Below are 26876 nucleotides of genomic sequence, written 5' to 3'. Positions count from 1 at the left end.
CTTCCAACACCGCCCCTACTGGTTGTCCGGGCGAGTGGGCGGTGATGTCGCCGCTGCGGGGGTGGAGCCGGCTGCTCATCCGTTGCTGGCGGGTGTGGTGGAGGTGCCGTCGACGGGGGCGTTGGTGTTCACCGGCCGTGTTGATGCGGGGCGGCATTCCTGGCTGGCTGATCATCGGGTGTATGAGCAGGCTGTGCTGCCGGGTGCCGCGCTGGTCGATCTGTGTGTGGCGGCCGGTGACCGGGCCGGCTGCCCCGTCCTCGACGAACTGGTCATCCAAGTCCCGGTGGTGGTGCCCGCCACGTTGCGGATCGTGGTGGAGGCCGCTGGTTCCGGGGGTGTCCGGCCGGTCACGGTGTACTGCCGGGCGGGTGAGGAGTGGGTTGCGCATGCCACGGGTGCGTTGAGTGAACAGGTGCCTGTCGAGCCGGCGGTGGTGGGGGATGTCTGGCCACCCGCTGACGCCGAACGGCTGGAGCTGTCCGGTGCCTATGCGCGGTTCGCCGCGGCGGGTCTGGACTACGGTCCTGCCTTCCAGGGGCTGACCGCTGCCTGGGCCGGGCCCGGGCCGGGCGAGGTCTACGCGGAAGTCGAACTGCCCGAGGCGGTGGCGGGGCAGGAAGCCGTCGAGGGTTACGGGATCCACCCCGCCCTGCTCGACGCCGCCCTCCACGCCGTCGCCCTGCACACCAGCACCACCGACACCGACGAGACGCTCGTGCCGTTCGCCTGGCGCGGCGTGCACCTGTACGCCACAGGCGCCACTGCCGTACGGGCCGTGCTCACCCGCACCGGCACCGCCGGCGGCGGTGGTGACGGCCGGCGGCTGCTGCTCACCGATCCGGCCGGCGTCCCCGTGCTGTCCGTCGACGAACTGGACCTGCGCCCGGCCTCCCGCGCGACGCGTCCGCAGCGTGCCACCGACCCCACGGACCATCTCTACGCCGTCGACTGGATGCCCGCCCCAGCCGGGACCGCCACCACCGCCGGTACCACCGTCTGCCAGGTCCCGCCGTCCGACTCCTCGCTGTCCGCCGCGACGTGGGCGCTCACCCGGCTGCGTGAGAGCACCGGCCCGCTGATCGTGGTGACCACGGGCGGCGTGGCCGTCACGGCGGGGGAGCGGCCCGACCCCGCCATGGCCGCCGTCTGGGGACTGGTCCGCAGCGCCCAGGCCGAGAGCCCGGAGCGGATCGTGCTCGTCGATGTCGAGCCCGGCACGCAACTGCCCCGCGGATTGCCGCACGAGCTGCCGGGCGGCGAACCTCAACTCGCCCGGCGCGGCGGCGAGTTCCTGGTCCCCCGGCTGGCCCGGATCCCGGCCCCGGAACCGGACGGCCACCCCGCCGCGGAGCCGGAGGGGCCGACGGCGAGCGGCACGATCCTCATCACGGGTGGCACCGGGGCACTCGGCACAGTGTTCGCCGAGCACCTGCTCGCCGCCGGTGCCGAGCGGGTTGTGCTCGCCTCCCGGCGCGGCCCGGAGGCACCCGGCATGAACGAGTTGCGCGAGCGGCTGCCCGGGGTCGAGGTCGTCGCCTGCGACGTCACCGACCGCGACGCGCTCGCCGAACTCGTCGCCCGCCATGGCATCACCGGAGTGGTACACGCCGCCGGGGTGCTCGACGACGGCACACTCGACACGCTCGACGCCGACCGGCTCGACCGCGTCATCACCCCCAAGGTGGAACCGTTGCGCCACCTCGACGACCTGTGCCCCGAAGCAGAGCCGTTCGTGGCGTTCTCGTCGGCCGCCGGCATTCTCGGCGCGGCCGGGCAGGGCAACTACGCGGCGGCGAACGCGGCCGTCGACGCCCTCATCGAACGCCGCCGCGCCGCCGGGCGCGCCGGAATCTCGCTGGCCTGGGGAATCTGGGCCGGCGCGGGCGGCATGGGCGGCGACAGCGAGCGGGCCAGGCTGGCACGGCTCGGCATGGGCGCGCTCACCGCCGCCGACGGCCGCACGCTCTGGGACACGGCGCTGGCGCAGAACCGCGCGGTGGTCGTGCCCGCTGTCCTCGACCTGCGGACCATCGCTGAGTCCGCACACGTACCGAAGCTGCTCTCCGCACTGGTACCGACGGCCCCGCGGCGGCGCACCGCGGCCGGCCCCGACGCCGCCACCACCGAGCAACTACGAGACCGAATGGCGGCGTTGAACCCCGCCGAGCGCGAGCAGGCCCTGCTCGACCTGGTGGTCGCCCAGACCGCGCGAGTGCTCGGCCACGGAGAGGTCCGGGCCGTCGAGGTGACCCGGCCCTTCACCGAGGCGGGGTTCGACTCGCTGGCGGCCGTGGACCTGCGCAACCGGCTCACCCGGGCCACCGGGGTCGCACTGCCGGCCACGCTCACCTTCGACCATTCCACCCCGGTCGAAGTCGCCCGTTTCCTCGGCACGTTGCTGGTGCCCGGCGAGGAGGAACTGCTGGACCGGGTGCTGCGCGACCTGACCTCGGTCGGCGAGTTCCTCAGCGCACCCGACCGGCACGACGACAGCCGCGCCCAGATCGCGGAACGGCTCCGGGCACTGCTGCGCGGCGCCGAGCGGGACGCGACCAGCGCGGCGGAGGTCACTGACCGATTGCGGTCCTCCACTGACGATGAACTCTTCGACTTCCTCGACGATCAGCTCGGCATCTGACGAAACGAGTGGTGCACCGGTGGACGAGAACGAGAAACTGCGCGACTACCTGACCCGGCTCAGCGGCGAGCTGCACCGCACCCGGTTGCAGGTGCGCGACCTCGAACGGAAGAACTCCGAGCCGATCGCGATTGTCGCCATGGCGTGCCGCTACCCCGGGGGTGTGGCGTCGCCCGAGGACCTCTGGCGCCTGGTCGCCGACGGCGTCGACGCGGTGTCCGAGTTCCCGGACAACCGGGGCTGGAACGTCGCGGAACTCTACGATCCCGATCCGGACGCGGCCGGCCGGTCGTACACCCGGCACGGCGGCTTCCTGGCCGACGCCGACCGGTTCGACGCCGGGCTGTTCGGCGTCAACCCGCGCGAGGCGCAGGCCATGGACCCGCAGCAGCGGCTGCTCCTTGAGGTGGCCTGGGAGACGTTCGAGCGTGCCGGCATCCCCGCCGACCGGCTGCGAGGCAGCCGCACCGGCGTCTTCACCGGGCTCATGTACCACGACTACTCGGCCTGGGCCGCCGTCGACCTCGCGGCACTCGACGGCTACCAGGGCAGCGGCAGCGCGGGCAGCGTCGCCTCCGGGCGCATCTCGTACGTGCTCGGCCTGGAAGGCCCCGCCGTCTCCGTCGACACCGCCTGCTCCTCCTCACTGGTTACCCTGCACCTGGCCGCCCAGGCGCTGCGCAACGACGAATGCTCACTGGCGCTGGCCGGCGGTGTGACCGTGATGGCCACCCCCACCACGTTCGTCGACTTCAGCCGGCAGCGCGGACTCTCCCCGGACGGGCGGTGCAAGTCGTTCTCGGACGACGCGGACGGCACCGGGTGGGGTGAGGGCGTTGGCTTGCTGCTCCTTGAGCGGCTTTCCGACGCGCGGCGCAACGGACACCGGGTGCTGGCCACCGTGCGGGCCTCCGCGGTCAACCAGGACGGCGCATCCAACGGCCTCACCGCGCCCAGCGGTCCGTCGCAGCAGCGCCTCATCCGGCAGGCACTGGCCCAGGGCGAACTGACTCCCGCCGACGTGGACGTGGTGGAGGCGCATGGCACGGGCACCTCGCTGGGTGATCCGATCGAGGCGCAGGCGCTGTTGGCGACGTACGGCCGGGAACGCCCTGCGGACCGGCCGTTGTTGCTGGGGTCGGTGAAGTCGAATATCGGTCACACCCAGGCGGCCGCGGGCGTGGCGGGTGTGATCAAGATGGTGCAGGCGATGGGGGCGGGTGTGGTGCCACCGACGCTGCATGTGGGTGTTCCCTCGTCGCGGGTGGACTGGTCGTCGGGCGCGGTGGAGTTGGTGACCGAGGCCCGGCCCTGGCCGGAGACGGGGCGTCCGCGCCGAGCCGCCGTCTCCTCGTTCGGCATCTCGGGCACCAACGCACACGTGATCCTGGAGGAGGCGCCCGCCGCCGAGCCCGAGCCCTCCACCGAGGCAGCCGGCACCACCACATCGCCTCAGCCCATTGCGCCGGCCGAACCTATCGCGTCGGCCGGCTCCCGCGGCGTGGTGCCCTGGGCGCTGTCCGGCCACTCCGCCGCCGCCCTCCGCGCCCAGGCCGCCCGGCTCGCCGAGTACGTCGCCGACCACCCCGGCCTGCCGCCCGCGGACCTCGGAGCCGCGCTCGTCGAGCGGCGGGCCCGGCTCGCCCACCGGGCCGTCGTCCTGGGCGAGGACCGCGACGAACTGCTCGCCGGGCTGGCCGCCGTCGCCGCGGGCGACGAACATCCCTCGGTCATCACCTCGGACTCCGCGGCCGAAACCGGAGGCCGACTGGCCTTCGTCTTCCCCGGACAGGGCTCGCAGTGGGCCGGGATGGCGGTGCGCCTCGCCGAGACCTGTGAGGTGTTCCGCGCCCGGCTCGCCGAGTGCGACGAGGCACTCGCCCCCTACGTCGAATGGCGGCTGTCCGACGTGCTGCGCGGCGCGCCCGGCGCCCCCGAGATGACGCGCGTCGACGTCGTGCAGCCCGTGCTGTTCTCGGTGATGGTTGCACTCGCCGCGCTGTGGCGTTCGGCGGGCGTGCACCCCCGCGCGGTCACCGGGCACTCCCAGGGCGAGATCGCCGCCGCCTGCGTGGCCGGTGCGCTCACCCTCGACGACGCGGCCCGGGTCGTCGCGCTGCGCAGCCGACTGCTCGTGGACATCTCCGGCAAGGGCGGCATGGCCTCCGTCGCCCTGCCCGCCGCCGAGGTCGCCGAACGGCTGGAACCGTACGGCGACCGCCTTGGCATCGCCACCGTCAACGGCCCGGCCGCCACGGTCGTCTCCGGCGACCAGGACGCGCTGGACGAGTTCCTGGGCCGGTGCAGGGAAAAGGCGGTCAAGGCGCGACGCGTGCCGGTCGACTACGCCTCCCACTGCGCCCACGTCGACGCCGTCAAGGACCGGCTGCTGGCCGAACTGGCCCCGATCCGCCCGCGCGACGGCGAGATCGCCTTCTACTCCGCGACCACCGGCGACCTGCTCGACGGCGCGAGCCTCGACGCGGCGTACTGGTTCCGGAACCTGCGCGAGACCGTCGAGTTCGAGCGAACCACCCGGCGGCTGCTGGAGATCGGCTGCACCGGCTTCGTCGAGGTCAGCCCGCACCCGGTGCTGACCGGCGCCATCGAGGATACGGCGACGACCGAAGGCGCCGCCCCGGTGGTCACCGGTTCGTTGCGGCGCGACGACGGCGGACTACGGCGCTTCCTGCACTCCGCGGCGGCCTTGCACATCGCAGGCGTGCCCGTGGACCTCGAAGCGTTCCTGCCCGCCGCGCCGGTGCTCGACCTGCCGACGTACGCCTTCCAGCACGAGCGCTACTGGGCGACCCGGCCCGCCGGCCAGGGCGCCGACGCCGCCGCGCTCGGCCTCGGCGTGGTCGGCCACCCGCTGCTGGACGCCGTCCTCGAAGTACCCGGCGGCGGTGCCACACTGGTCAGCGGGCGGCTCTCCGCCACCGGTCTGCCGTGGCTCGACGACCACCGCGTCTTCGACCAGGTGCTGCTGCCCGGCACCGGCCTGGTCGAGATGGCCATCCGCGCCGGCGACCAGGTGGGCTGCCCCGTCCTTGAGGAACTGGTCATCCAGGCGCCGGTGCCGGTCGACGGCGTGGTGCCGGTGCGCGTCGTGCTCGACCCGCCGGACGCCCGGGGACGGCGCCCGGTCACCGTGCACGCCCGGCTGCGCGACGGGGACGAGTGGACCGCCCATGCCACCGGCACGCTCGCCCCGGACGACCCTGCCGGAGCGGGACTCACCGAGGCCCGTCCTGCCGGGTCCTGGCCGCCGCCGGGACCGGTCGCGGTCACCGCCGACGACGCGTACGCGACGCTGGCCGGCCGCGGACTGCCGTACGGCCCCGCCTTCCGCGGCCTGCGCGCGATCTGGCGCGGCGACGGCGAGATCCTGGCCGAGGCCGAGTTGCCCGAGCCGCTGCGGGACGACGCCGGGGCGTACGGACTGCACCCGGCCCTGCTCGACGCCTGTCTGCACGCCGCCGCGTTCGGTGACCTGCTCGACGCCGGCGGCACCGACGGGCCGCTGCTGCCGTTCGCCTGGTCCGGGGTCCGGCTGCACGCGGTCGGCGCGGTCCGGGTGCGGGTCCGCATCACCCGTGCCGGCACCGGCGCCGTACGGCTACTCGTCACCGACGCGGCCGGCGCACCCGTGCTGACCGCCGCCGCGCTGACGCTGCGCCCCCTGCCGGCCGGCGCCCTCGACACGACCCCACGCGCCCACCATCTGTACGGCCTGGACTGGGTGCCCTGCGGCCCCGCCCCCGCCTCCCCTCCGTCCGAGGCCGCGGCCACGGGAACGGTGCTGCGCGTCCCGGCGGGCGAGGACGTGCACGCCGTCACCGCCGCCGTACTGGCCGGGCTCCAGTCCTGGCTGGCGGCTGGGGACGAGACCCCCCTGACCGTCGTCACCCGCGGCGGCGTGGCCGCCCGGCACGGCGAGGACGTCGTCCCCGCCCAGGCCGCGGCATGGGGTCTGACCCGCAGCGCCCAGCTGGAGAACCCGGGCCGGATCACCCTCGTGGACGCCGACACCGAACTGTCCGACGCGGAGCTGGCCGGGCTCGCCGCCACCGGCGAACCGCAGCTCGCGGTGCGCGGCCAGACACCGCACGCCGCCCGTCTGGTCCGCACGGGCGGCGGGCTGCCGGTCGCCCCGGCCGAACTGGCCGCCCCGATGCGCATTGCGATGCGCTCCGGCGGCACCGTCGACGACCTGGCCTGGCTGCCCGCCGACGACGCGGACGCCCCGACCCCGCCCGGACATGTGCGCATCGCGGTCCGGGCGGCCGGGCTCAACTTCCGTGACGTCGTCGTCGGCCTCGGCATGGTCGGCGGTGACGTCGGCAGGCTCGGCGGCGAGGCGGCCGGCGTGGTCGTCGACGTCGGACCCGGAGTCGACGATCTCGCCCCCGGCGACCGGGTGTTCGGCCTCTGCCCCGGCGCCTTCGGCTCCGTGGTGGTCGCCGACCGGCGCGGCCTGCACCGCATCCCGGACGACTGGAGCTACGTACAGGCCGCCACGATCCCCGTGGTGTTCCTCACCGCCTACTACGGACTGCGGCACCTGACCCGTCTCAGGGCGGGGGAGAAGCTGCTGGTACATGCGGCGGCGGGCGGCGTCGGCATGGCGGCCGTGCAACTGGCGCACCACTACGGCGCCGAGGTGTGGGCCACCGCCGGCCCCGCCAAGTGGCCGGTGGTCCGCGCGCTCGGCGTACCGGAGGAGCGCATCGCCTCGTCGCGCACCCTTGAATTCGAGAAGTCCTTTCCCGGCATGGACGTGGTGCTGAACTCGCTGGCCGGTGAGTTCGTCGACGCCTCCTTGCGGGTGCTGGCCCCCGGCGGGCGCTTCCTGGAGATGGGCAAGACCGACATCCGTCCGCCCGAGCGGGTCGCCGCCGTCCGCACCGACGTCGAGTACCGCTCGTACGACCTGCTCGATCCCGGCTTCGACCGGCTCGCCGAGATGTTCACCGAGCTGATGGAGCTGTTCGGGCGCGGTGTGCTCACCCCCCTGCCCGCCACCGTCTTCGACGTCCGGGAAGCGCCCGAGGCGTTCCGGTTCATGGGCCGCGCCGGGCACACCGGCAAGATCGTGTTCACCGTGGACCCGCCGGCCGGCCCCGAGGCCGCCATCCTGATCACCGGCGGTACCGGCGACCTCGGCTCCCGGCTCGCCCGGCACCTCGCCGCCGACGGCGCACGGCACCTGGTGCTGGCCTCCCGCCGCGGCCCCGAGGCCCCCGGCGCGGACCGGCTCGCGGCCGAACTGCGCGCCGCCGGCGCCACCGTCGAGGTGCTGGCCTGCGACGTCACCGACCGGGACGCGGTCGCCGCGCTGCTCTCCGGGCGGCGCATCGGCGGCATCGTGCACACCGCCGGCGTGCTCGACGACGGCGTGATCCCCGCGCTGACCCCCGGGCGGCTGGACCGGGTGCTCGCCGCCAAGGCCGATGCGGTCGGCCACCTCGACGAACTCTCCCGCCATCTGGACCTGAGTCTGTTCGCCGTCTACTCGTCGGCCACCGGCGTGCTCGGCGGAGCCGGGCAGGGCAACTACGCGGCGGCCAACGCGGCCGTCGACGCGATCGTGGCCCGCCGCCGCGCCGCCGGACTGCCCGGCATCTCGCTCGCCTGGGGACTGTGGGAACAGGACGGCGGCATGACCGGCACGATGGCACAGGCCGACCGGGCGCGCATGGCGCGGCTCGGCGTCGGCGCCATCACCGCCGCCGAGGGCACCGCGCTGTGGGACGAGGCACTGCGGCACAACCGGGCGCTGACCGTGCCGGTCAAACTCGACCTGCGGCGCGCCGCCCAGCTGCCGCCGCTGTTGTCCGGACTGCGCCCGGCCGCCGTGCGCCGCCAGGCCGCCGACGACGGCCTCGCCGCCGACGCCGGGCAGCGGCTGCGCCGCGCCCTGGCAGAACTGCCCATCGCCGAACGGGCCCGCCACATCACCGACCTGGTCGCGGGGCACGCCGCGCGCACCCTCGGACATGCCGACGCCACCGGCCTTGACCTCGGCCGGCCCTTCAGCGAGCTGGGATTCGACTCGCTGACCGCGGTCGAACTGCGCAACCGGCTGACCCGGGCAACCGGGCTGACGCTGCCTGCCACCCTCACCTTCGACCACCCGACCCCGCTGGCACTGGCCCGCAGACTGCACAGCGACCTGATCGGCGACGTACCGGCGCCGGCGCCGGCCCCCGCGACCGCCGCGGCAGCCGCCGACAGCCCGGTGGCCCTGGTCGGGATGAGCTGCCGGTTCCCCGGCGGCGCCGACTCGCCCGACCTGTTCTGGGCCAACCTGCTCGCCGGGGCCGACGCCGTCACCGACATACCGGCCGAGCGCTGGGACATGGACGAGTTCTACGACCCGCGCCGCGGCGCGCCCGGCAAGGCATACACCCGCAAAGCCTCCCTGGTGCGCGACATCGCCGGATGGGACGCCGAGTTCTTCGGCTACACCCCGCAGGAGGCGATGCGCCTCGACCCGCAGCACCGGCTCGCGCTGGAACTGGTCTGGGAGGCGCTGGAGGACGCAGGCATCCCCGCCGACCGGCTGGCCGGCAGCCGCACCGGGATCTTCCTCGGCCTCAGCGACTCCCAGCAGTACGGCAACCGGCAGCTCGACGCCGAGGGCGAGACCGCTCTCAACGACCCCAACTTCGGCCTCGGCCTGTCCGCCAGCGCCGCCGCCGGACGCATCGCCTACCACCTTGATCTGCGCGGCCCCTGTCTCACGGTGGACACCGCCTGCTCGTCCGCGCTGACCGCCGTCCACCTGGCCGTGCAGAGCCTGCGCCGCGGCGAGTGCGAGACGGCCGTCGTCGTGGCGGCCTCGGCACTGACCGACCCCGGCGCCTTCGTGCAGGCATGCAAGATGAGCATGCTGGCCGGCGACGGGCGCACCAAGACCTTCGACGCCTCCGCCGACGGATTTGTGATGGGCGAGGGCGGCGGCGCCGTCGTCCTCCAGCGCGTCCAGGACGCCGACCGGCAGCACCGCGCCACCCACGCGGTCATCCGCGGTACGGCGATGACCCAGGACGGGCACAGCAACGGCCTCACCGCACCGAACAAGCACGCCCAGCTCGCCGTCATCCGCCAGGCCCTCGACGACGCCGGGCTGGCCCCCGGCGACATCGACTTCGTGGAGGCGCACGGCTCTGGCACCAGCCTCGGCGACGCCATCGAGATCAGCGCGCTCACCGAGGTGTTCGGCGACCGCCCGGCCCAGCGGCCGCTGCACGTCGGCGCCGTGAAGACCAACGTCGGACACCTGCTGACCGCGGCCGGAATGGCGGGACTCGTCAAGACCGTGCTGGCGCTGCGCGCCGGTGAACTCCCCGGCAACCTCCACCTGGACACCCCGAACACCATGGTGTCACTGGACGGTCCGGTCCGTCCGCTGCGCGCCGCCCGGGCACCGCTCCCTGACACCGGGTCGCCGCGCCGCGCCGGAGTCAGCTCGTTCGGCTGGTCCGGCACCAACATCCACCTCGTCGTCGAGCAGGCGCCCGAGCCGCTGTCCGCGCCCGAACCGCCCCCGGCCGGCCCGCACCTGCTGCCGCTGTCCGCGGTCGGCGCCCCGGCACTCGGCGCGCTGGCCGCCTTGCTCGCCGGGTGCGGACAGCAGCCCGCAGACCTGGCCCGCGGACTGCAAACCGGCCGGGCCGCGTTCCCGCTCCGCCGGGCCCTGGTCGTCGACGACGCCGCCGAGGCGCACACCGCCCTGAGCACCCTCGACCCGGCCGGCGCCACCACCGCCGACACCCAGCCCCACCGCATCGGCCTGATCCTGGCCGGCACGCCGGCGGACGCGTTCACCGTGCTCCACGAGACCGAGCCCGCCTACCGCGCCGCCTACGACGAGTGCGCCGCCCACCCGGAGTTCGCGTCCCGGTACGCCCTGGCCCGGCTGCTTGAGGCGTACGGCCTCGCCCCCATGGTGCTGCTCGGCCACGGCGTCGGCGACTACGTCGCCGCCTGCCTGGCCGGTGTGTTCAGCCCGGCCGACGCCATGGCGCTGGCCGCCGACCCGACCGCGCGCGTGGCGGCCCCGGCCGAACCACGCGTCACCCTCGTCTCCCCGGTCACCGGCGCGGTGCTCACCCCGCAGGCCGCCGCCGACCCCGGCTACTGGTCCGCCGCCGACCGGACCGCGCGCTACACCGAAGCGGCCGGCGCCTGCGCCCGCTACGCCAGCGTCGTCCTCACCACCGGCCGCGAGGAGGGCGCGGTGGCCCTGCTGCCCGACAGCGGCGTCGCCGACCGGCGTACCTGGCTCACGGCGCTCGGCAGGCTCTGGGAACTCGGCGCACACGTCGACTTCGGCGCCGCGCACCCCGAGCCGCGCACCTTCACCCGGCTGCCCGGCTACCCGTTCCAGCGCACCCGGTACTGGCCGATGCCGACCGCCCGGCGCGCCAAACTGGCCGCCGGCCACACCCCGGCGACCACGGCCGGGGCCCCGGCCGCGGCGCCCGGCGGCGAGCGCGGCGTGCGGTTCCTCGCCCCGACATGGCGCCGGCAGAACACCCCGGTCCCCGTGCCTTCCACCGACGCGCCGGACGGCGCCCCGACCCTGGTGTTCGGCGACAGCGGAACGGCCGGCCACCTCGGCACGAGCGTGCTGCCGCGCGGCGGCACCGCCGACCACTACGCGGACCTGCTGCGCGCACACGCACCCGCCGACGGCCCGCTGCGCCTCGTCTACGAGGTGCCGTCCCCCGGCGACGGCCCGGACACCGGCGACGATGTGGACCGGGCGCTCGACGGCGGCGTGCTGGGCCTGCTGGCGCTCGTGCAGGCACTCGGCCGCACCCGGCCGCACCGCCCCGCCGACCTGCTGGTCGCGCTGACCGGCACGTGCGACGTGCTCGGCGGCGAGCCGGTCGAGCCGTTCGCGGCGGCCGTCACCGGGCTGTGCCGATCGGTGGTGGTCGAGTACCCGCGCCTGCGCGTCCGCTGCGTCGACCTCGACCCGGCCGACGCCCCTAAGACGCGCGCCGCCCAGCTGTGCCGGGAGTTCGGCGTGGACGCCGCGACCGGGCCCGACGGCGTCGCCGAACTGCTCAGCGCCTGGCGCCGCGGCCGCCGCTGGCTGCCGGGCACGGACCAGGTGCGGCTGCCGAAGGTGAACGACGAACAGATCTGGCGTCCCGGCGCCGTGTACGCCATCACCGGCGGTACCGGCGGTCTCGGTCTCGCGCTCGCCCGGCGGCTCGCCCCCACCGGCGCCAAACTGGCCCTCATCGGCCGCTCCGAGCTGCCCGCCGAGGAACTGTGGGACTGGTGGCTCGACGGGCACCCGGTGACCGATCCGACCAGCGAAATCCTGCTGGCGATCCGTCAGTTGCGGGCCGCCGGGGCCGAGGTGCGCACCGTGCGCGCCGACGTCAGCGACCCGGAGCAGGCGGCCCGCGCGCTGGACGAGGTCCACGAGCGCCTCGGACCGCCGTACGCGGTGATCCACGCCGCCGGCGTGCCCGGCACCGGACTGCTCCAGACCAAGACCCGCGAGCAGGCCGCCGCCGTACTCGCCCCGAAGATCAACGGCACGCTGGGCCTGGCCCGCGCGCTGCGCAACCGGCCGCCCGAACTCCTGGTGCTGTACTCCTCGCTGGTCACCGCCGTGGGCGGGCACGGCGAGGGCGACTACGGCGCGGCCAACGCGTTCTTGGACGCGTTCGCCCAGGCCGAGGACGGCCGGGTGGCGGCCCGCGTCGTCTCCCTCGGCTGGGGGCCGTGGCAGCGCGACAGGTGGCAGTCCGAGGCGTACGCCGCCGTACCCGGACTGCGCGACCGGGCCCGCCGCCACCGCGACGAGTACGGCCTCACCGACGAGGAGGGCCTCGACGCGCTGGTCAGCGCGCTCGCCGCCGGGCCGTCCCACGTCTACGTGCTCAACCAGCCGCTCGCCGACTTCGTGGCCGCCGTCCGGGCGCTGGCGGACCCGGGCGCCGCCGGACCGGCCGTGCCGGGCGTCCCTCCGGAGAGCCGCTTCCCCCGGCCGGACCTGAGGGTCGCCCACCGACCGCCGCGCACGGAGACCGAACGGCGCATCACGCGGATCTGGGAGGAACACCTCGGCATCGACGGCGTCGGAGCCCACGACCCGTTCTTCGAACTCGGCGGCACCTCGCTGGTGGGCCTCGCCGTCGTGGCCCGCGTCGGCGCCGAGTTCGGCACCGAACTGCCCGCCGCCACCCTCTTCGAACACCCCACCGTGGCGGAACTCGCCACGCTGCTCGACGGCATCGCCGGCGCGGACGCCGTCCCGTCCGGCCGGCAGCCGGCCCCCGACGACGGCACCGGCCGCGGCGAGCGTCGCCGGGCCCGGGCCGGCGCCTCGACCAGCAAGCGCAGGAGGAACGCCCGATGAACGAGCCGTTCGACGAGCAACCGCAGGACGAGACGGGCACCGACGTCGCGCTGGTCGGCATGGCCGGCCGCTTCCCGGGCGCGCACGGGGTCCGGGCACTGTGGCGCAACCTCACCGCGGGAGTGGACAGCGTCACCCGCTTCACCGAGGCCGAACTGCGCGCCGCCGGCGTCGGCGAGGAACTGCTCGCCGACCCCGCGTACGTGCGCGCCGGCTCCGTGCTCACCGGCATCGACCGCTTCGACGCGGGCTTCTTCGGCTACCCGCCCTCCGAGGCCGCCGTACTCGACCCGCAACAGCGCCTGTTCCTGGAGAACGCCTGGTACGCACTGGAGGACGCGGCCGTCGACCCGGCTCGCTTCGACGGCGCGATCGGCGTGGTGGCCGGCGCCGCGATGAGCTCCTACCTCACCAACAACCTGTTCACCCGCCCCGAACTGGCCGACACCGTCGGCGAGGTGCAGGTCGGCCTCGCCAACGACAAGGATTCGCTGGCCACCCGGGTCGCCTACGCGATGGACCTGACCGGTCCCTCGTTCAGCGTGCAGAGCTACTGCTCGACCTCCTTGGTCGCTGTCTGCGTCGCCTGCTCGGCCCTGGTCAGCGGAGAGGCCGACCTGATGCTGGCCGGCGGAGTGTCGGTGAACGTGCCGCACCGCGTCGGCTACCTCTACCAGGAGGCAGGCATGACGTCCCCGGACGGCACCTGCCGGGCGTTCGACGCCGCCGCGCAGGGCACCCCGGTCGGCAGCGGAGTCGGCGTGGTCGCACTCAAGCGGCTGGAGGACGCGCTGCTGGACGGCGACCGGATCTACGCGGTGATCCGCGGCTGGGCGGTCGGCAACGACGGCGCCAACAAGGTCGGGTTCACCGCCCCCGGCGTGCGTGGCCAGTCCGGGGTCATGGCCGAGGCGCTGGCCGCGGCCGGACTCACCCCGGCCGACATCGACTACGTGGAGGCGCACGGCACCGGCACCGGACTCGGCGACGCCATCGAGACAGCCGCCCTCCAACGGGTCTACGACGTGCCCGAGGTGACCCGGCTCGGCATCGGCTCGGTCAAGACCAACCTCGGCCACCTGGACCGCGCGGCCGGCGTCACCGGCCTCATCAAGACCGCGCTCGCCCTGCACCACGAACGAATCCCCGCCACGCTGCACCACGAGCGGGACAACCCGCAACTGGCGCGCTCCGGCGGCAGGATCGCCGTCGTCACCGACCAGCGCCCGTGGCCGCGCGGCGAGCGCACCCGCCGGGCCGGGGTCAGCTCGTTCGGCATGGGCGGCACCAACGCCCATGTGATCGTGGAGGAGGCACCGCCGCCGGCCCCGGCCGGGCCGCTCGTCCCGCGGGCGCACCAGATCGTGGTCTGGTCGGCTCGCTCCGAACCGGCCGCGACCGCCTACACGGAGCGCCTGCACTCGGCCGCTGCCGGGCCGGACGGTCCCGCGCTCGCCGACGTCGCGCACACCCTCCAGTGCGGCCGGTCCGTCTTCGCCCACCGCCGGGCCGTCGTGGTGAACTCCGCAGAGGATGCCGTACGTGCCCTGGGCGAGCAGCGCGAGCACCGGGTGCTGGCCCGCGAGGAGGCCAGGACCGACCGCCCCGTCGGCTTCCTCCTCGCCGGTGTCGGAGAGCATTACCGGGGCATGGCCGCCGCCGTCCACGCCGAGGAACCGGTCTTCGCCGACGCGCTCGACGAGTGCGCCGAACTGTTCACCGCCCAGCTGGGCCGCAATCCCGTGGAGCGGTTCCTCGGCGAGCGGGAGACCGGCGGCACCGATCTGGCCCGCCTCATGGGCCGCGCCGACGGCCCGGCGCCGGAAGGCGACGGACAGGACGACGCCACCGAGATCCTGCAACCGGCCGTGTTCGCCGTCGACTACGCGCTGGGCCGGCTGCTCATGTCCTGGGGTCTGCGACCGCGGATCCTGCTCGGCTACAGCGTCGGCGAGTTCGCCGCCGCCTGCCTGTCCGGCAGCCTCACACTGGCCGAGGCGACCGGCCTGCTCGCCACCCGCGCCCGCCTGATCTCCGCACTGCCCGGCGGCGTGATGACCGCGGTGGGCCTGTCCGTCGCCGAACTGACCGAGAAAATAGGCCCGTTGACGGCCACCGGCGTCGATGTCGCGGCCGTCAACGGACCCCGCTTCACGGTGCTGTCCGGACCGGCCGACGCGATCGCCGAGGTCGTCGACCGGCTGGCCGCCGTCGACGTGCCCTGCCGGGAGCTGCGCACCACGCACGCCTTCCACTCGGCGATGCTGCGCCCGGCCGCGCCCGAGCTGACCGCCTGGGCGCGGGCCAACCTGCGGCCGAGGACGCCGGAGATCCCGTACCTGTCGAACGTCACCGGCAAGGCGATCACCGAGCGGCAGCTGGCCGACCCCGGGTACTGGGCCGACCACATGTGCGGCACCGTGCGCTTCGCCGACATGCTCACCGAGGTGCTCACCGGCGAGGACCTGCTGATCGAGCTGGGCGCCGGACAGTCGTTGGGCGCGATGGCGCGCAACCACCCCGACTGCTCGCGTGACCAGTGGCCGCTGCTGCTGCCGACGCTGCCCGCCCAGGGCGACCCGGCCGACGGCACGGCCGTGCTCGCCCGCACGGTGGCCCAGGCGTGGCTGGCCGGCGCGCCCGTCGACTGGGCCGCCTATCAGCGCGACCGCGCAGTGCGCCGCACCACCGTGCCGGACTACCCGTTCCAGCGGCAGAGCTACTGGATCGAGCCGGACACCGCGCGCACCCCCGAGGCACAGCGCATCCCCGCCGACACGCGCGCCCCCGCCACTGCGTCGGCTCCGGCCGCCCCCGGACCTGCCACCTCCGCACCGGCCGCCGGGAGCGAGCCCCAACTGCTCGCCCCGGCCTGGCGCTCCGCGCCGCTGCCGGCCGGCGGCAGCATCCCCGACGGACCGGTGTGGGTCGTCGCCGACCGCGGCCCGGCCGCCGACGCGGTCATCGCCCACCTCGCCGCCGAAGGCCGCGAGGTGACCGCCCACCGCCCCGGCACGGACTACCGGGCCCTGCTGGACGACGCCCCCGCACCCGGTTCCGTCGCCCACCTGACCGGACTCACCGCCGACGCCTTCGACGACCTGCGCGCGCTGGCCGCCGCGCTGGGCGACGCCGGGGCCGTCACCGATCTGCTCGTGGTCACCGAGAACGCGCGGGCCGTACGTCCCGGCGACCTGGTCCTCCCGGAGCGCGTGGCCGTGTTCGGACCGGCGCTGGTCGCCCCGCAGGAGTACGACACGCTCGCCGTGCGCACCCTCGACGTTACGGGACTCGGACCGGCCGCCCTGGCCGATGCCGTCGCGGCCGAACTGGCCGCCGACGTACCCGAGCACGCGGTCGCGCTGCGCGACGGAGCACGCCTGACCCAGGAGTTCGTGCCGGCCGCCGAGGCCGGCGCGTCCGGTGCGGCACCCGAGGCCATCGAGCTGAACCCCGGCGATGTCTGCCTGATCACCGGCGGACTCGGCCCGGTCGGCCTGCTCCTCGCCGGCCACCTCGGCGCCCGCGGCGCCACGGTGGTGCTCGCCGGCCGCTCCGGCCTGCCCGACGGGTCCGCCTGGCCGGACCTGCTCGCCGACCCTGGCACCGACGCGGCGCTGCGCGCCCGCATCGAGGGGGTGGGCGCGCTGCGCGAACGCGGCGTCCGCGTCGAGACCGTCGCCCTCGACGTCACCGACACCGCCGCGCTGACCGCGGCACTGGCCGGCATCCGGGACCGGCACGGCCGCCTCGACGGCGTGTTCCACCTGGCCGCCGTCACCGACCCCCGCATGTTCAGCGGCCTGTCCGACCTCGGGCCCGAACAGCGCGACGCCCACAGGGCCGCCAAGGCCGGCGGCGCCCGCGCCCTCGACGCCGCGCTGAACGCCGTCCCGGCCCGGTTCTGCGTGCTGTTCTCCTCGATGTCGGCGACCCTCGGCGGCCTCACCTTCGCCTCCTACGCCGCCGCCAACTCGGAGCTGGACGCCTGGGCCACCGCGCCGCACGAGGGCCCCACCCGCTGGCTGTCGATCGACTGGGACACCTGGGCGCCGACCGCCGCCGCGGTGGGCGACCAGGCGCTCGGCGCGAGCCTGGCGCAGTACTCGCTCGGCGTGGAACAGGCGCTCGGCGCGCTCGACGCGGTGCTGGCCCGGCCACTGCCGCGCACCCTCGTCTGCTCCGGTGAGCTGCCCACCCGGCTCGCGCGGTGGGTCGACCGCCGTCGCCCGGCACCCGCGGGACCGGTCGGCACCACCCGCTACCCGCGGCCCGAACTGGCCCAGCCCTACGTGCCCCCGAAGGGCGAGGGCGAGCGTCGCCTCGCCGAACTGTGGGGGGAACTGCTCGGCCTGCAACGGGTCGGCGCCCGGGACAACTTCTCCGACCTGGGCGGCACTTCGCTGCTGGCGCTTCAGCTGGTGAAACGCGTCCGGGCCGTCTTCGGCGTGGTGGTCTCACCGGTCACCCTGTTCGAGGCCCCTACCGTGCACGACATGGCCCGGGTGATCGCAGAGCCGGCCGGCAAGTCCGCCGGGCCGGCCACCGCGCTCGTCCCGCGCGCCGACACCACCGGTACCACCGGCGACGACGGACTGATCGCGGTGATCGGCCTGGCCGGGCGCTTCCCCGGGGCGGCCGACGTGGACGCGTTCTGGGCCAACCTCAGCGGCGGTGTGGAGTCGGTCACCCGGTTCACCGAGGACGAACTGCTCGCCTCGGGCGTGCCCGCCGCTCGGATCCACGATCCCGACTATGTGCCCGCCCGCCCGGTGCTCGACGACATCCGCTCCTTCGACGCCGAGTTCTTCGGCTACAGCCCCCGCGACGCCACCATCACCGATCCCCAGCACCGGCTCTTCCTGGAATGCTGCTGGGAGGCGCTGGAGTACGGTGGCTACGGCGCCCGCGACGGCCGCGGCCGGGTGGGCGTGTTCGGCGGCACCAACCTGAGCACCTACCTCATGCGGCACGCCGCCACGGTGACCGGCGCAGGCGAGGCCGACGTCTACGCCTCGGTCATCGGCAACGACAAGGACTCGCTGGCCACCGGCGTGTCCTACAAGCTGGGACTGACCGGGCCGAGCCTGTCCGTGCAGACGTTCTGCTCCACCGCCCTGGTCGCCCTGCACCTGGCCTGCCAGAGCCTGCGCTCCGGCGAGTGCGAACTGGCCCTGGCCGGCGGCGTCGGCATCCACGTACCCGACCGGGTCGGCCACCAGTACGCCCCCGGCGGCATGGAGTCCTCCGACGGCCGGGTCCGTACCTTCGACGCACAGGCCAGTGGCACGCTGTTCGGCGACGGCGCCGGCGTGGTGCTGCTCAAACGGCTCGCCGCGGCCCGCGCCGACGGCGACACCGTGCTCGCGGTGATCCGCGGCTCCGCGGTCAACAACGACGGTGCGCTGAAGGTCGGTTACACCGCGCCGAGCGTGGTCGGCCAGGCCACCGTCGTCTCGCAGGCCATGGCGGCGGCCGGCGTCACCGCCGAGGACGTGTCCTACGTGGAGGCGCACGGCACCGCGACGCCGCTCGGCGATCCGATCGAAGTGGCCGCGCTGACGAAGGCGTTCGGCACCACCGAGCGCCGCCAGTACGTCCCGATCGGTTCGGTGAAGACCAACATCGGCCACCTCGGAGCCGCCGCAGGCGCCACCGGCCTCATCAAGACCGTGCTGTCGCTGCGGCACCGGCAGATCCCGCCCAGCCTCAACTTCAGCGAAGCCAACCCGGACATCGACTTCGCCGCGTCGCCGTTCTTCGTCAACACCGAGCTGCGGCCCTGGGAGGTGCCCGACGGCCGGCGGCGCGTGGCCGGCGTCAACTCACTCGGCATGGGAGGCACCAACGTGCACGTGGTGGTGGAGGAAGCGGCCGAACAGCCACCCGCCGGCGAGGACATGGGCACCGCCCGGGCGCGCCGCTACGAGGTGCTGCCGGTCTCCGGGCGCACCGAGGACGCCGCCGACCAGGCGGTGCACCGGCTGCGCGAGCATCTGCGCGGCGACGGCGCGGCCCGGCTGCGCGACGTGGCGTTCACCCTTCAGGCCGGCCGGGAGCGCTTCGAGCACCGCCGGGCCGTGGTCACCGACTCGATCGGCGCCCTGACCGCTGCCGACGCCACCGTGCCCGGACTGCTGCGCCGCACCGACAGCATGGTCGGCCGCCCGGTGGCGTTCCTCTTCGCCGGCGTCGGCGAACAGTACCCGGGCATGATCGCCGACCTGTACGAGCACGAGCCCGCGTTCCGGGCCACGGTCGACGAGTGCGCCGACCTGCTCCGCGACGCATCGGACACCGGCACCGACACGGACACTGACACCCCCACCGACCCGGTGGCCCTGCTCACCGCCGCGCGCGGACCTGCCGGCGGCGACGGGCTGCTGGCGATGCTGGGCCGCGCCGAACCGGCCGCAGACCCGGTCTCGGAGCCGGGCGCCGACGACCTGGCCCGCACCGAACTGGCACAGCCCGCCATGTTCGTGTGCCAGTACGCGCTGGCCCGGCTGCTGATGTCCTGGGGCGTGCGGCCCACCGCCATGCTCGGCTACAGCCTCGGCGAGTACGTCGCCGCCTGCCTGGCCGGGGTACTCACTCTGCCGGAGGCGCTGCGCCTGGTCGCGTACCGGGCCAGGCTGATCTCCCGGCTGCCGGCCGGCGCCCTGCTCGCCGTGTCGCTGCCCCCGGCGGAGCTGGCCGAACGCTTCGGCGACCCGGCCGCCCAGGGGCTCGATCCGGCCATCCTGAACGGTCCCGAGCAGACCGTGCTGGGCGGCGAGCCGGACACCGTCGACGCGTTCGCGGCCCGACTGGCCGAGGCCGGCGTCGCGGCCCGCCGACTGGCGACCACGCACGCCTTCCACACCCGCATGATGGCGCCGATCGCGGGCGAACTGACCGCCTGGGTACGGGCCAACCTGCGTCCCCGCCCGCCGCGGCACCCCTACCTCTGCAACGTCACCGGCGGCCCGGCCACCGACGAACTGGTCACCGACCCCGGGTACTGGGCACGGCACCTGTGCTCGACCGTCCGGTTCGCCGACGCCGTCGGCGAACTGCTCACCGACCCCGACGCGGCACTGCTCGAACTCGGCCCCGGCCAGTCCCTCGGCGCCATGGTCCGCGTGCACCCCGGCTGCACCCGGGACCGCTGGCCGCTGATCGTGCCCGCGGTGCCCAGCGCCTCCGACGCCCGGCCCGGCGACGCCGCGCTGGCCGACGCGCTGGCCCGGCTCTGGCTGACCGGCGTCGACGTGGACTGGGCAGCGCACCACGCAGGCCGCGCACCGCGCCGGGTCCCGCTGCCCACCTACCCGTTCCAGCGCCGCGAGTACTGGCTCCAGGCCCCGCCCGGCGCCCCGGCCCACGCTCCGGCACCCGCCCCCGCTCAGGACGCCACCGCGGCCGGAGGCGACCCGCGCGTGCCGTCGCTGCCGAAGCTGCCGGAGGAGGAGTGGCTGCACACGCCGGTCTGGCGGCGCACCACCACCCCGAGCCGGCCCACCCCCACCGGCCGCTGGCTGCTGTTCACCGACACCGGGCCCGCCGACGCACTGGCCACCCCGCTGGCACGGCGGCTGACCGAGGCGGGCGGCAGCGTCGTCCTGGTCCGCCCCACCGGAGCCGATGCCGGTACCGACGGCGACGGTCCGCGCCGCATCGGCGCCGACGAGTACGCCGTCCGGCCCGGCGACGCCGGTCAACTGCGCGAACTGCTACGGCTGCTACGCGAATCCGGCGGCCTGCCCGAGCGGGCGGTGCACCTGTGGACCCTGTCGACATCCGCCGCCGACGGCCTCGCCGCCGCCCTGGAACGCGGCAACGACACACTGATCGCGCTGGCCACCGCCGCCAACGACGTCGGCCTGCTCAAGTGGTCCCTGGACGTGGTCAGCACCGGCACCCGGCCGGTCACCGGCGCCGAGACCATCCGGCCCGAACTGGCCACCGTCCTGGGACCGGTGCGCGGCATCCCGCTGGAATACCCGGGCGTGGTCTGCCGGCTCGTCGACGTCGACCCGCCCACCGCCGGCGACACCGGCCGGCTGGCCGCACTGATCGCCGCCGAACTCGGCGCGGGCGGCGACGAATCGGTGGTCGCGCTGCGCAACGGCCGCCGCTGGCTGCCCGACTACGAGCCGGTCCCGCTCGCCGAGGGCCACCCGGCCACCCCGCTGCGCGAGGACGGCGTCTACCTGGTGACCGGCGGCCTCGGCGGCATCGGTCTGGCCATGGCTGAGCGGATCGCCCGCGACTGCCGGGCGGCCAAACTGGTGCTGTTCGGACGCACCGGCCTGCCGCCGCGCGAACTGTGGGAACAGGCCCTGGCCGATCCCTCCGCAAGCGACGAGGCACGCCGCCGACTGTCCGGTGCCCTGCGGCTGACCGAACTGGGCGCCGAAGTCACCGTCGTGACCGGGGACATCGCCGTCGAGGCCGACGCCCGGCGCGCGGTACGCGCGGCACTGGACCGCTGGGGCGCCCTGCACGGAGTGCTGCACGCCGCAGGACTGCCCGGCATCGGCCTCATGCAGTTCAAGACCACCGGGGACATGCGCAAGGTGATGGCGCCCAAGGTGGACGGCACCCTCGCGCTTCAGGCCGCGCTGCGCGACGTACCGCTGGAATTCCTCTGCCTGTTCTCCTCCATCACCTCCGCGACCGGCGGCGGTCCCGGCCAGGTCGACTACAGCGCCGCCAACGCCTTCCTGGACGCCTACGCGGCCGCCCACGACCAGGGGCCGGGCGGCGGACGGCGCACGGTGGCGATCGGCTGGGGCGAGTGGACGTGGAACGCCTGGGAAGCCGGCCTCGCCGGCTACGACACCGAGGTGCAGACCTTCTTCCGGGAGAACCGGGCCCGCTTCGGCATCGGCTTCGACGAGGGCTGGCGCGCGCTCCAGCGGGCGCTGACCCAGGACGAGCCCTACCTCGTGGTCAACACCCAGGACTTCGCCCAGTACGTGCGCATCAGCCGGGACTTCACCGTGGACGCCGTCGGCGGCGCCCGCATCGCCAAGCTGGAAGGCAGCCGGCATCCGCGGCCCGACCTGGTCACCCCCTACGTGCCCCCCGCCGGCACCACTCAGCAGGCCATCGCCGAGGTGTGGTCCGACCTGCTCGGCATCGAGTCGGTCGGCGCCGACGACAACTTCTTCGAACTGGGCGGCAGTTCGCTGATCGGCATGGAGGTGATGGCCAGGATCCGCCGCCGGCTCGGGGTGGAGGACCTGGCCCCGCACACCCTCTACGAGGCGCCGACCGTCGCCGCCCTGGCCCGCTTCCTGGTGGCCGCCGGCGCCGTGGCCGGCGAGGAGCCGGCAGCGGACGAGACGACGGACGGCGACGACGAGCGGGCCCGCAGTGAAGCGCGCCGCCGCGTCCTGCGCCGGGCCCGGGAAGGGAAGCAGACATGAACGATGGCAGCATCGCGTCACAGCTCGCCGTCGTGGGGATGGCCGGCCGGTTCCCCGGCGCGGGCGATGTCGCCGCGTTCTGGCGCAACCTCACCGCCGGCGTCGGCGGCATCCGGGAGATCACCCAGGAGGAACTCACCGCCGCCAAGGTGCCACCCGCGACACAGGCCGACCCCGGATATGTGCGAAGAGGCGCCCCGCTGGACGGCACCGACCTGTTCGACGCCGCGTTCTTCGGCTACAGCCCGCGCGAGGCGGAGGTGGCCGACCCACAGCACCGGTTGTTCCTGGAATGCGCCTGGGAGGCTCTGGAAGGCGCCGGCTACTGGCCCACCGCCGTCCCCGGCAAGGTCGGCGTCTTCGGCGGGGTCGCGCCCAGCGCCTACGGCATGCGGCATGTGCTCACCCGCCCCGAGGTGATGGCGACCATCACCATGGAGCAGTACGGCATGAGCACCACCTCGGACGCACTGTGCACGATGGTCGCCTACAAACTGGGACTCACCGGCCCGGTGGTGGGCGTGCAGACCAACTGCTCGACGTCGCTGGTCGCCGTGCACCTGGCGGCGCAGAGCCTGCTCACCTACGACTGCGACATGGCCCTGGCCGGCGGCGCGGCCATCGCCGACCCGCTGCCGGTCGGCTACAAGTTCGAGGACGGCTCGATCGTCTCACCGGACGGCACAGTGCGCAGCTTCGACGCCGACGCCGCAGGCACCGTGGTCGGCAACGGCGTGGGCGTGGTGGCGCTCAAGCGCATGGCCGACGCGCTGCGCGACGGCGACCACATCTGGGCCGTCCTGCTGGGCAGCGCGGTCAACAACGACGGCGCGGCCCGGGCCGGGTACGGCGCCCCCGGCGTCGACGGCCAGAGCGCCGTGATGTCCTACGCCCTCGCCGTCGCCGACGTCGAGCCCGGCGACCTGGACTACATCGAGTGCCACGCCACAGGCACCCGGCTCGGCGACGCGATCGAACTGGCCGCACTGAACCGCGCCTTCCCCGGCAGCCCCGAGCGGCCCCGGGTGCTGTCCTCGCTCAAACCCGACATCGGCCACCTCGACCGGGCCTCCGGCGTCGCCGGGCTGATCAAGGCGGTGCTGGCCCTGCACCACCGCGTGCTGCCCGCCACCCGCGGCTACCGCCGACCCAACGGGGCGCTGGACACCGACCGGTTCGCCGTACTCACCGAGGACCGGCCGTGGCCGCGCGCGGCACGGCCGCGCCGGGCGGGGGTCAGCTCCTTCGGAGCGGGCGGCACCAACGCCCACGTGGTGCTCCAGGAGGCCGCCGAACCGCCGGAGCGGGCCGCCGACGGCGCCGGCCCGCACCTGCTGGTGCTGTCGGCGCGCACGTCGACCGCCCTGCGCGAGTCCGTGCGGCGGCTGCACGCGTGGCTGAGCGAGCCGGGCGGGGCATCGCACGGGGCGGACCTGCGCGACATCGCGCACACGTTGCAGCAGAGCCGCAGCGGGTTCACCCACCGGTGCGCGGTGGTCTGCGCCGAACTGGCCGACGCGGTCAAGGCACTGGCCGAGCCCGACACGCTGCCCGCCGCCGGGCCGGCGATGCCGTCCGGGGAGCGCGTCACCCCGCGCGATCCGCACGAGGCGGCCGAACGCTGGCTGGCGGGCGCGGACGTCGACTTCCGGGCGCTGCACGACGGGCCGCGACGGCGCGTGCCGCTGCCCACCTACCCGTTCGAGCGGCGCCGCTACTTCATCGAGCGCGCCGACCTGCCGGTCACCTCGGCGACGTCGGCCGAGGAGAACGGGGCGACCGGGGCGGCGCAGGCGACCACGGGACGGCTGCCGGACCCGGCCGACTGGTTCTCGCACCCGGCCTGGCAGGTCACCCCGCTGCTCGCGGACCCCGACCCGGAGACGCTGCGCCGGCACGGCCCCTGGTGGGTGATCGCCGACGACGGACCCGGCCTGGAAGCGGCGGAACTGCTCGCCGCGGCCGGGGCCGACGTGGTGTGCAAGACCAGCCGCGACGCCGGCAACGGCTACGCCGAGCTGCTGGCCCGCGGACCCCGGCCCCGCACCGTGCTGCACGCACTGCTGCCCGGCCGGGAAACCGACGACGCCACCGCGCAGCGCCTCGGCTTCCACTCGGTGCGCGCCCTGGCCGGCGCCCTGTCCGAGGATGCCCGGCCCGGCCCGGTCACCCTGCTGCTGTGCACCTCCGGCGCCGTCGAGGCGACCGGCGGCGACCTGCGCCACCCTGGCCAGGCCGCGCTGGTCGGCCTGCGCCCGGTACTGGGCCAGGAGTTCGGCGACCTGACCTGCCGGCTGGCCGACACCGACGGCACCACCCGCGGCGCCGACCTGCTGCGCGAGGCCGTGCTCGGCGAAAGCGCCGAACCCGTGGCGCTGCGCGGCACCGACCGCTGGACACGCGGCTTCGCCCCGGTCCGCCTGGGCCCGGTCGCCGTCGGCCACCCGGTGATCCGCCCCGGCTCGACAGTGCTCATCACCGGCGGCCTCGGCACCGTCGCCACCGCGATCGCCGAGCGGCTGGCCCGCCGCTCCTGCTCGCTGGTGCTGCTCGGCCGCACACCGCTGCCCCCGGACCAGGACGGGGACGCCCCCGGCCACGACGCGCGCACGGCGGACGCGATCGCGGCGGTCCGCCGGCTGCGCGCCCTCGGCGCCGAGGTCCTGACCCCGGTGGCGGACGTCGCCGACCGCGAGGCCACGGCAGCCGCCCTGGCGGCGGCACGGGAGCGCTTCGGGACGATCGACGTCGTCATCCATGCCGCGGGCACCCAGGGTGAGCGGTACTTCGGATTCGCCCCCTCGCTCAGTGACGAGGTGTGCGAGCTGCACTTCCGCTCCAAGGCCGGCGGCCTGCGGGTGCTCGACACACTGCTGGCCGCCGACGAGGCCCCGCTGCGGATCACGCTCTCCTCGCTCTCCGCGATCCTGGGCGGAGTCGGCTACGGCGCATACGCCGCGGCCAACGCGGCGATGGACGCCTACGCCCGCGCCAGCGGACGGTGGCTGCCCGTCAACTTCGACACCTGGAACCTCGGCGCGGACCCGCACGGCGACCTCGGCCTCACCATGAAGGACTTCCACTACGACGCCGACGAGGGCTTCGAGGTGCTCGAACGCTGCCTCGCGGTGTCCGGCCGGGTCCGCCAGGTGGTCGTCTCCACCGGCCCGCTGCTGCGGCGCCTCGGCCAGTGGACCGAGCCGGCCGGCGGGGCGACGGAGGAGACCGGGCCCGGCAGGGTCCGTCACCCCCGGCCCGACCTCATGGTCGCCTACGAACCCCCCGCCTCGCCCGAGGAGGCGGCGCTGGCGGAGATCTGGGGCGAGATCCTCGGCGTCGACGGCGTCGGCGTGCACGACAGCTTCTTCGACCTCGGCGGCCACTCCCTGACCGCCGTCCGCATGATGGCCCGGGTCCGGAGCCGCTTCGGGGGTTTCCCCGTCGCGGTGCTCCTGGAGAACCCGACGGTGCGCAGTTTCGGTGCAGTGATCAACGGAAGGAGTTCCCGGTGACCCTGGTAGGAGTCGTCGGCGCGGGCGTGATGGGCGCCGGCGTCGCGCAGAACCTGGCACAGGCCGGCCATGATGTCGCACTGGTCGACAACGCCCCCGAGGCGGTGACCAGGGCGTTGTCCACGATCGAACTCAACAGCCGGATGAGCCGGCTGCTCGGCGGCCCCGAACTCGACCCGGACACGATCCTGGGACGCGTCAAGGCGGGCACGGACCTGGCCCTGCTGGCCGACGCCGACATGGTGATAGAGAACATCACCGAGAACTGGGAGCTGAAGCGCGATCTCTACCGGGAGATGGACAACACCGTCCAGCCGGACGCCGTGTTCGTCGCCAACACCTCGGCCATCCCGATCACCCGGCTGGCCTCGCTCACCGCGCGCCCGCGCCAGTTCGTCGGCGTGCACTTCATGAACCCCGTGCCGATGAAGCCGGCCGTGGAGCTGATCCCGGGCCACCACACCTCGCCCGAGGCGCTGGAGAAGGTCCGCGACCTGCTCGCCTCGATGGGCAAGAAGGCCATCCCGGTCAACGACGCCTGCGGCTTCGTGTCCAACCGGGTGCTGATGCTCACCGTGAACGAGGCGGCCTTCCTGGTCTACGAGGGCGTCGCCGACGCCGAGACCGTCGACGAGGTCTTCCGCAGCTGCTTCGGACACCCCATGGGCCCCTTGCAGACCGCCGACCTGATCGGCGTCGACACCATCCTCTACAGCATCGAGGTGCTGCACGAGCACTTCGCCGACAGCAAATACCGCCCCTGCCCGCTGCTCAAGCAGATGACCGACGCCGGTCTGCACGGCCGCAAGTCCGGTCAGGGCTTCTACTCCTACGGCGCACCCGCCGCCTCGTCCGCCGTGGCCGTCGACGGCGACGGTTCCCGTACCACCGCAGCCACTCGTTGAGGAGCCTGGTCA

Annotated in this window: 5 protein-coding genes; all 5 read left to right on the top strand. The window is 74.7% G+C overall.

The window, feature by feature from the left end:
• The first annotated feature begins 34 nt into the window (after positions 1 to 34).
• Genes AC27LF_RS36660 through AC27LF_RS36640 form a run of 5 tightly spaced genes read left to right on the top strand, consistent with a single transcriptional unit; the run spans position 35 to position 26864 of the window.
• Positions 35 to 2641 carry a type I polyketide synthase gene (locus AC27LF_RS36660; protein ID WP_487231291.1) on the top strand — a complete coding sequence of 869 codons (2607 nt, stop codon included), beginning with the start codon at positions 35 to 37 and terminating at the stop codon, positions 2639 to 2641.
• A 19-nt stretch (positions 2642 to 2660) separates the two neighbouring features.
• Positions 2661 to 13031, top strand: coding sequence for an SDR family NAD(P)-dependent oxidoreductase (locus AC27LF_RS36655; protein WP_479664371.1), 10371 nt, complete (start codon positions 2661 to 2663; stop codon positions 13029 to 13031).
• A complete protein-coding gene (locus AC27LF_RS36650; RefSeq protein WP_479664372.1) occupies positions 13028 to 22447 on the top strand; it encodes a type I polyketide synthase in 9420 nt (3139 codons plus the stop codon). Before AC27LF_RS36655 ends, AC27LF_RS36650 begins: the two co-directional genes overlap by 4 nt.
• Positions 22444 to 25959, top strand: a complete 3516-nt coding sequence (locus tag AC27LF_RS36645) for an SDR family NAD(P)-dependent oxidoreductase (protein ID WP_479664373.1) — start codon at positions 22444 to 22446, stop codon at positions 25957 to 25959. The genes AC27LF_RS36650 and AC27LF_RS36645 overlap by 4 nt, the downstream gene beginning before the upstream one ends.
• On the top strand, positions 25956 to 26864 hold the full coding sequence (locus AC27LF_RS36640) for a 3-hydroxyacyl-CoA dehydrogenase family protein (protein ID WP_479664374.1): 909 nt from the start codon (positions 25956 to 25958) through the stop codon (positions 26862 to 26864). The genes AC27LF_RS36645 and AC27LF_RS36640 overlap by 4 nt, the downstream gene beginning before the upstream one ends.
• Positions 26865 to 26876 lie beyond the last annotated feature (12 nt).

This window comes from Streptomyces diversicolor (assembly GCF_057537855.1).
This window is presented reverse-complemented; position numbering and strand designations above follow the sequence as displayed.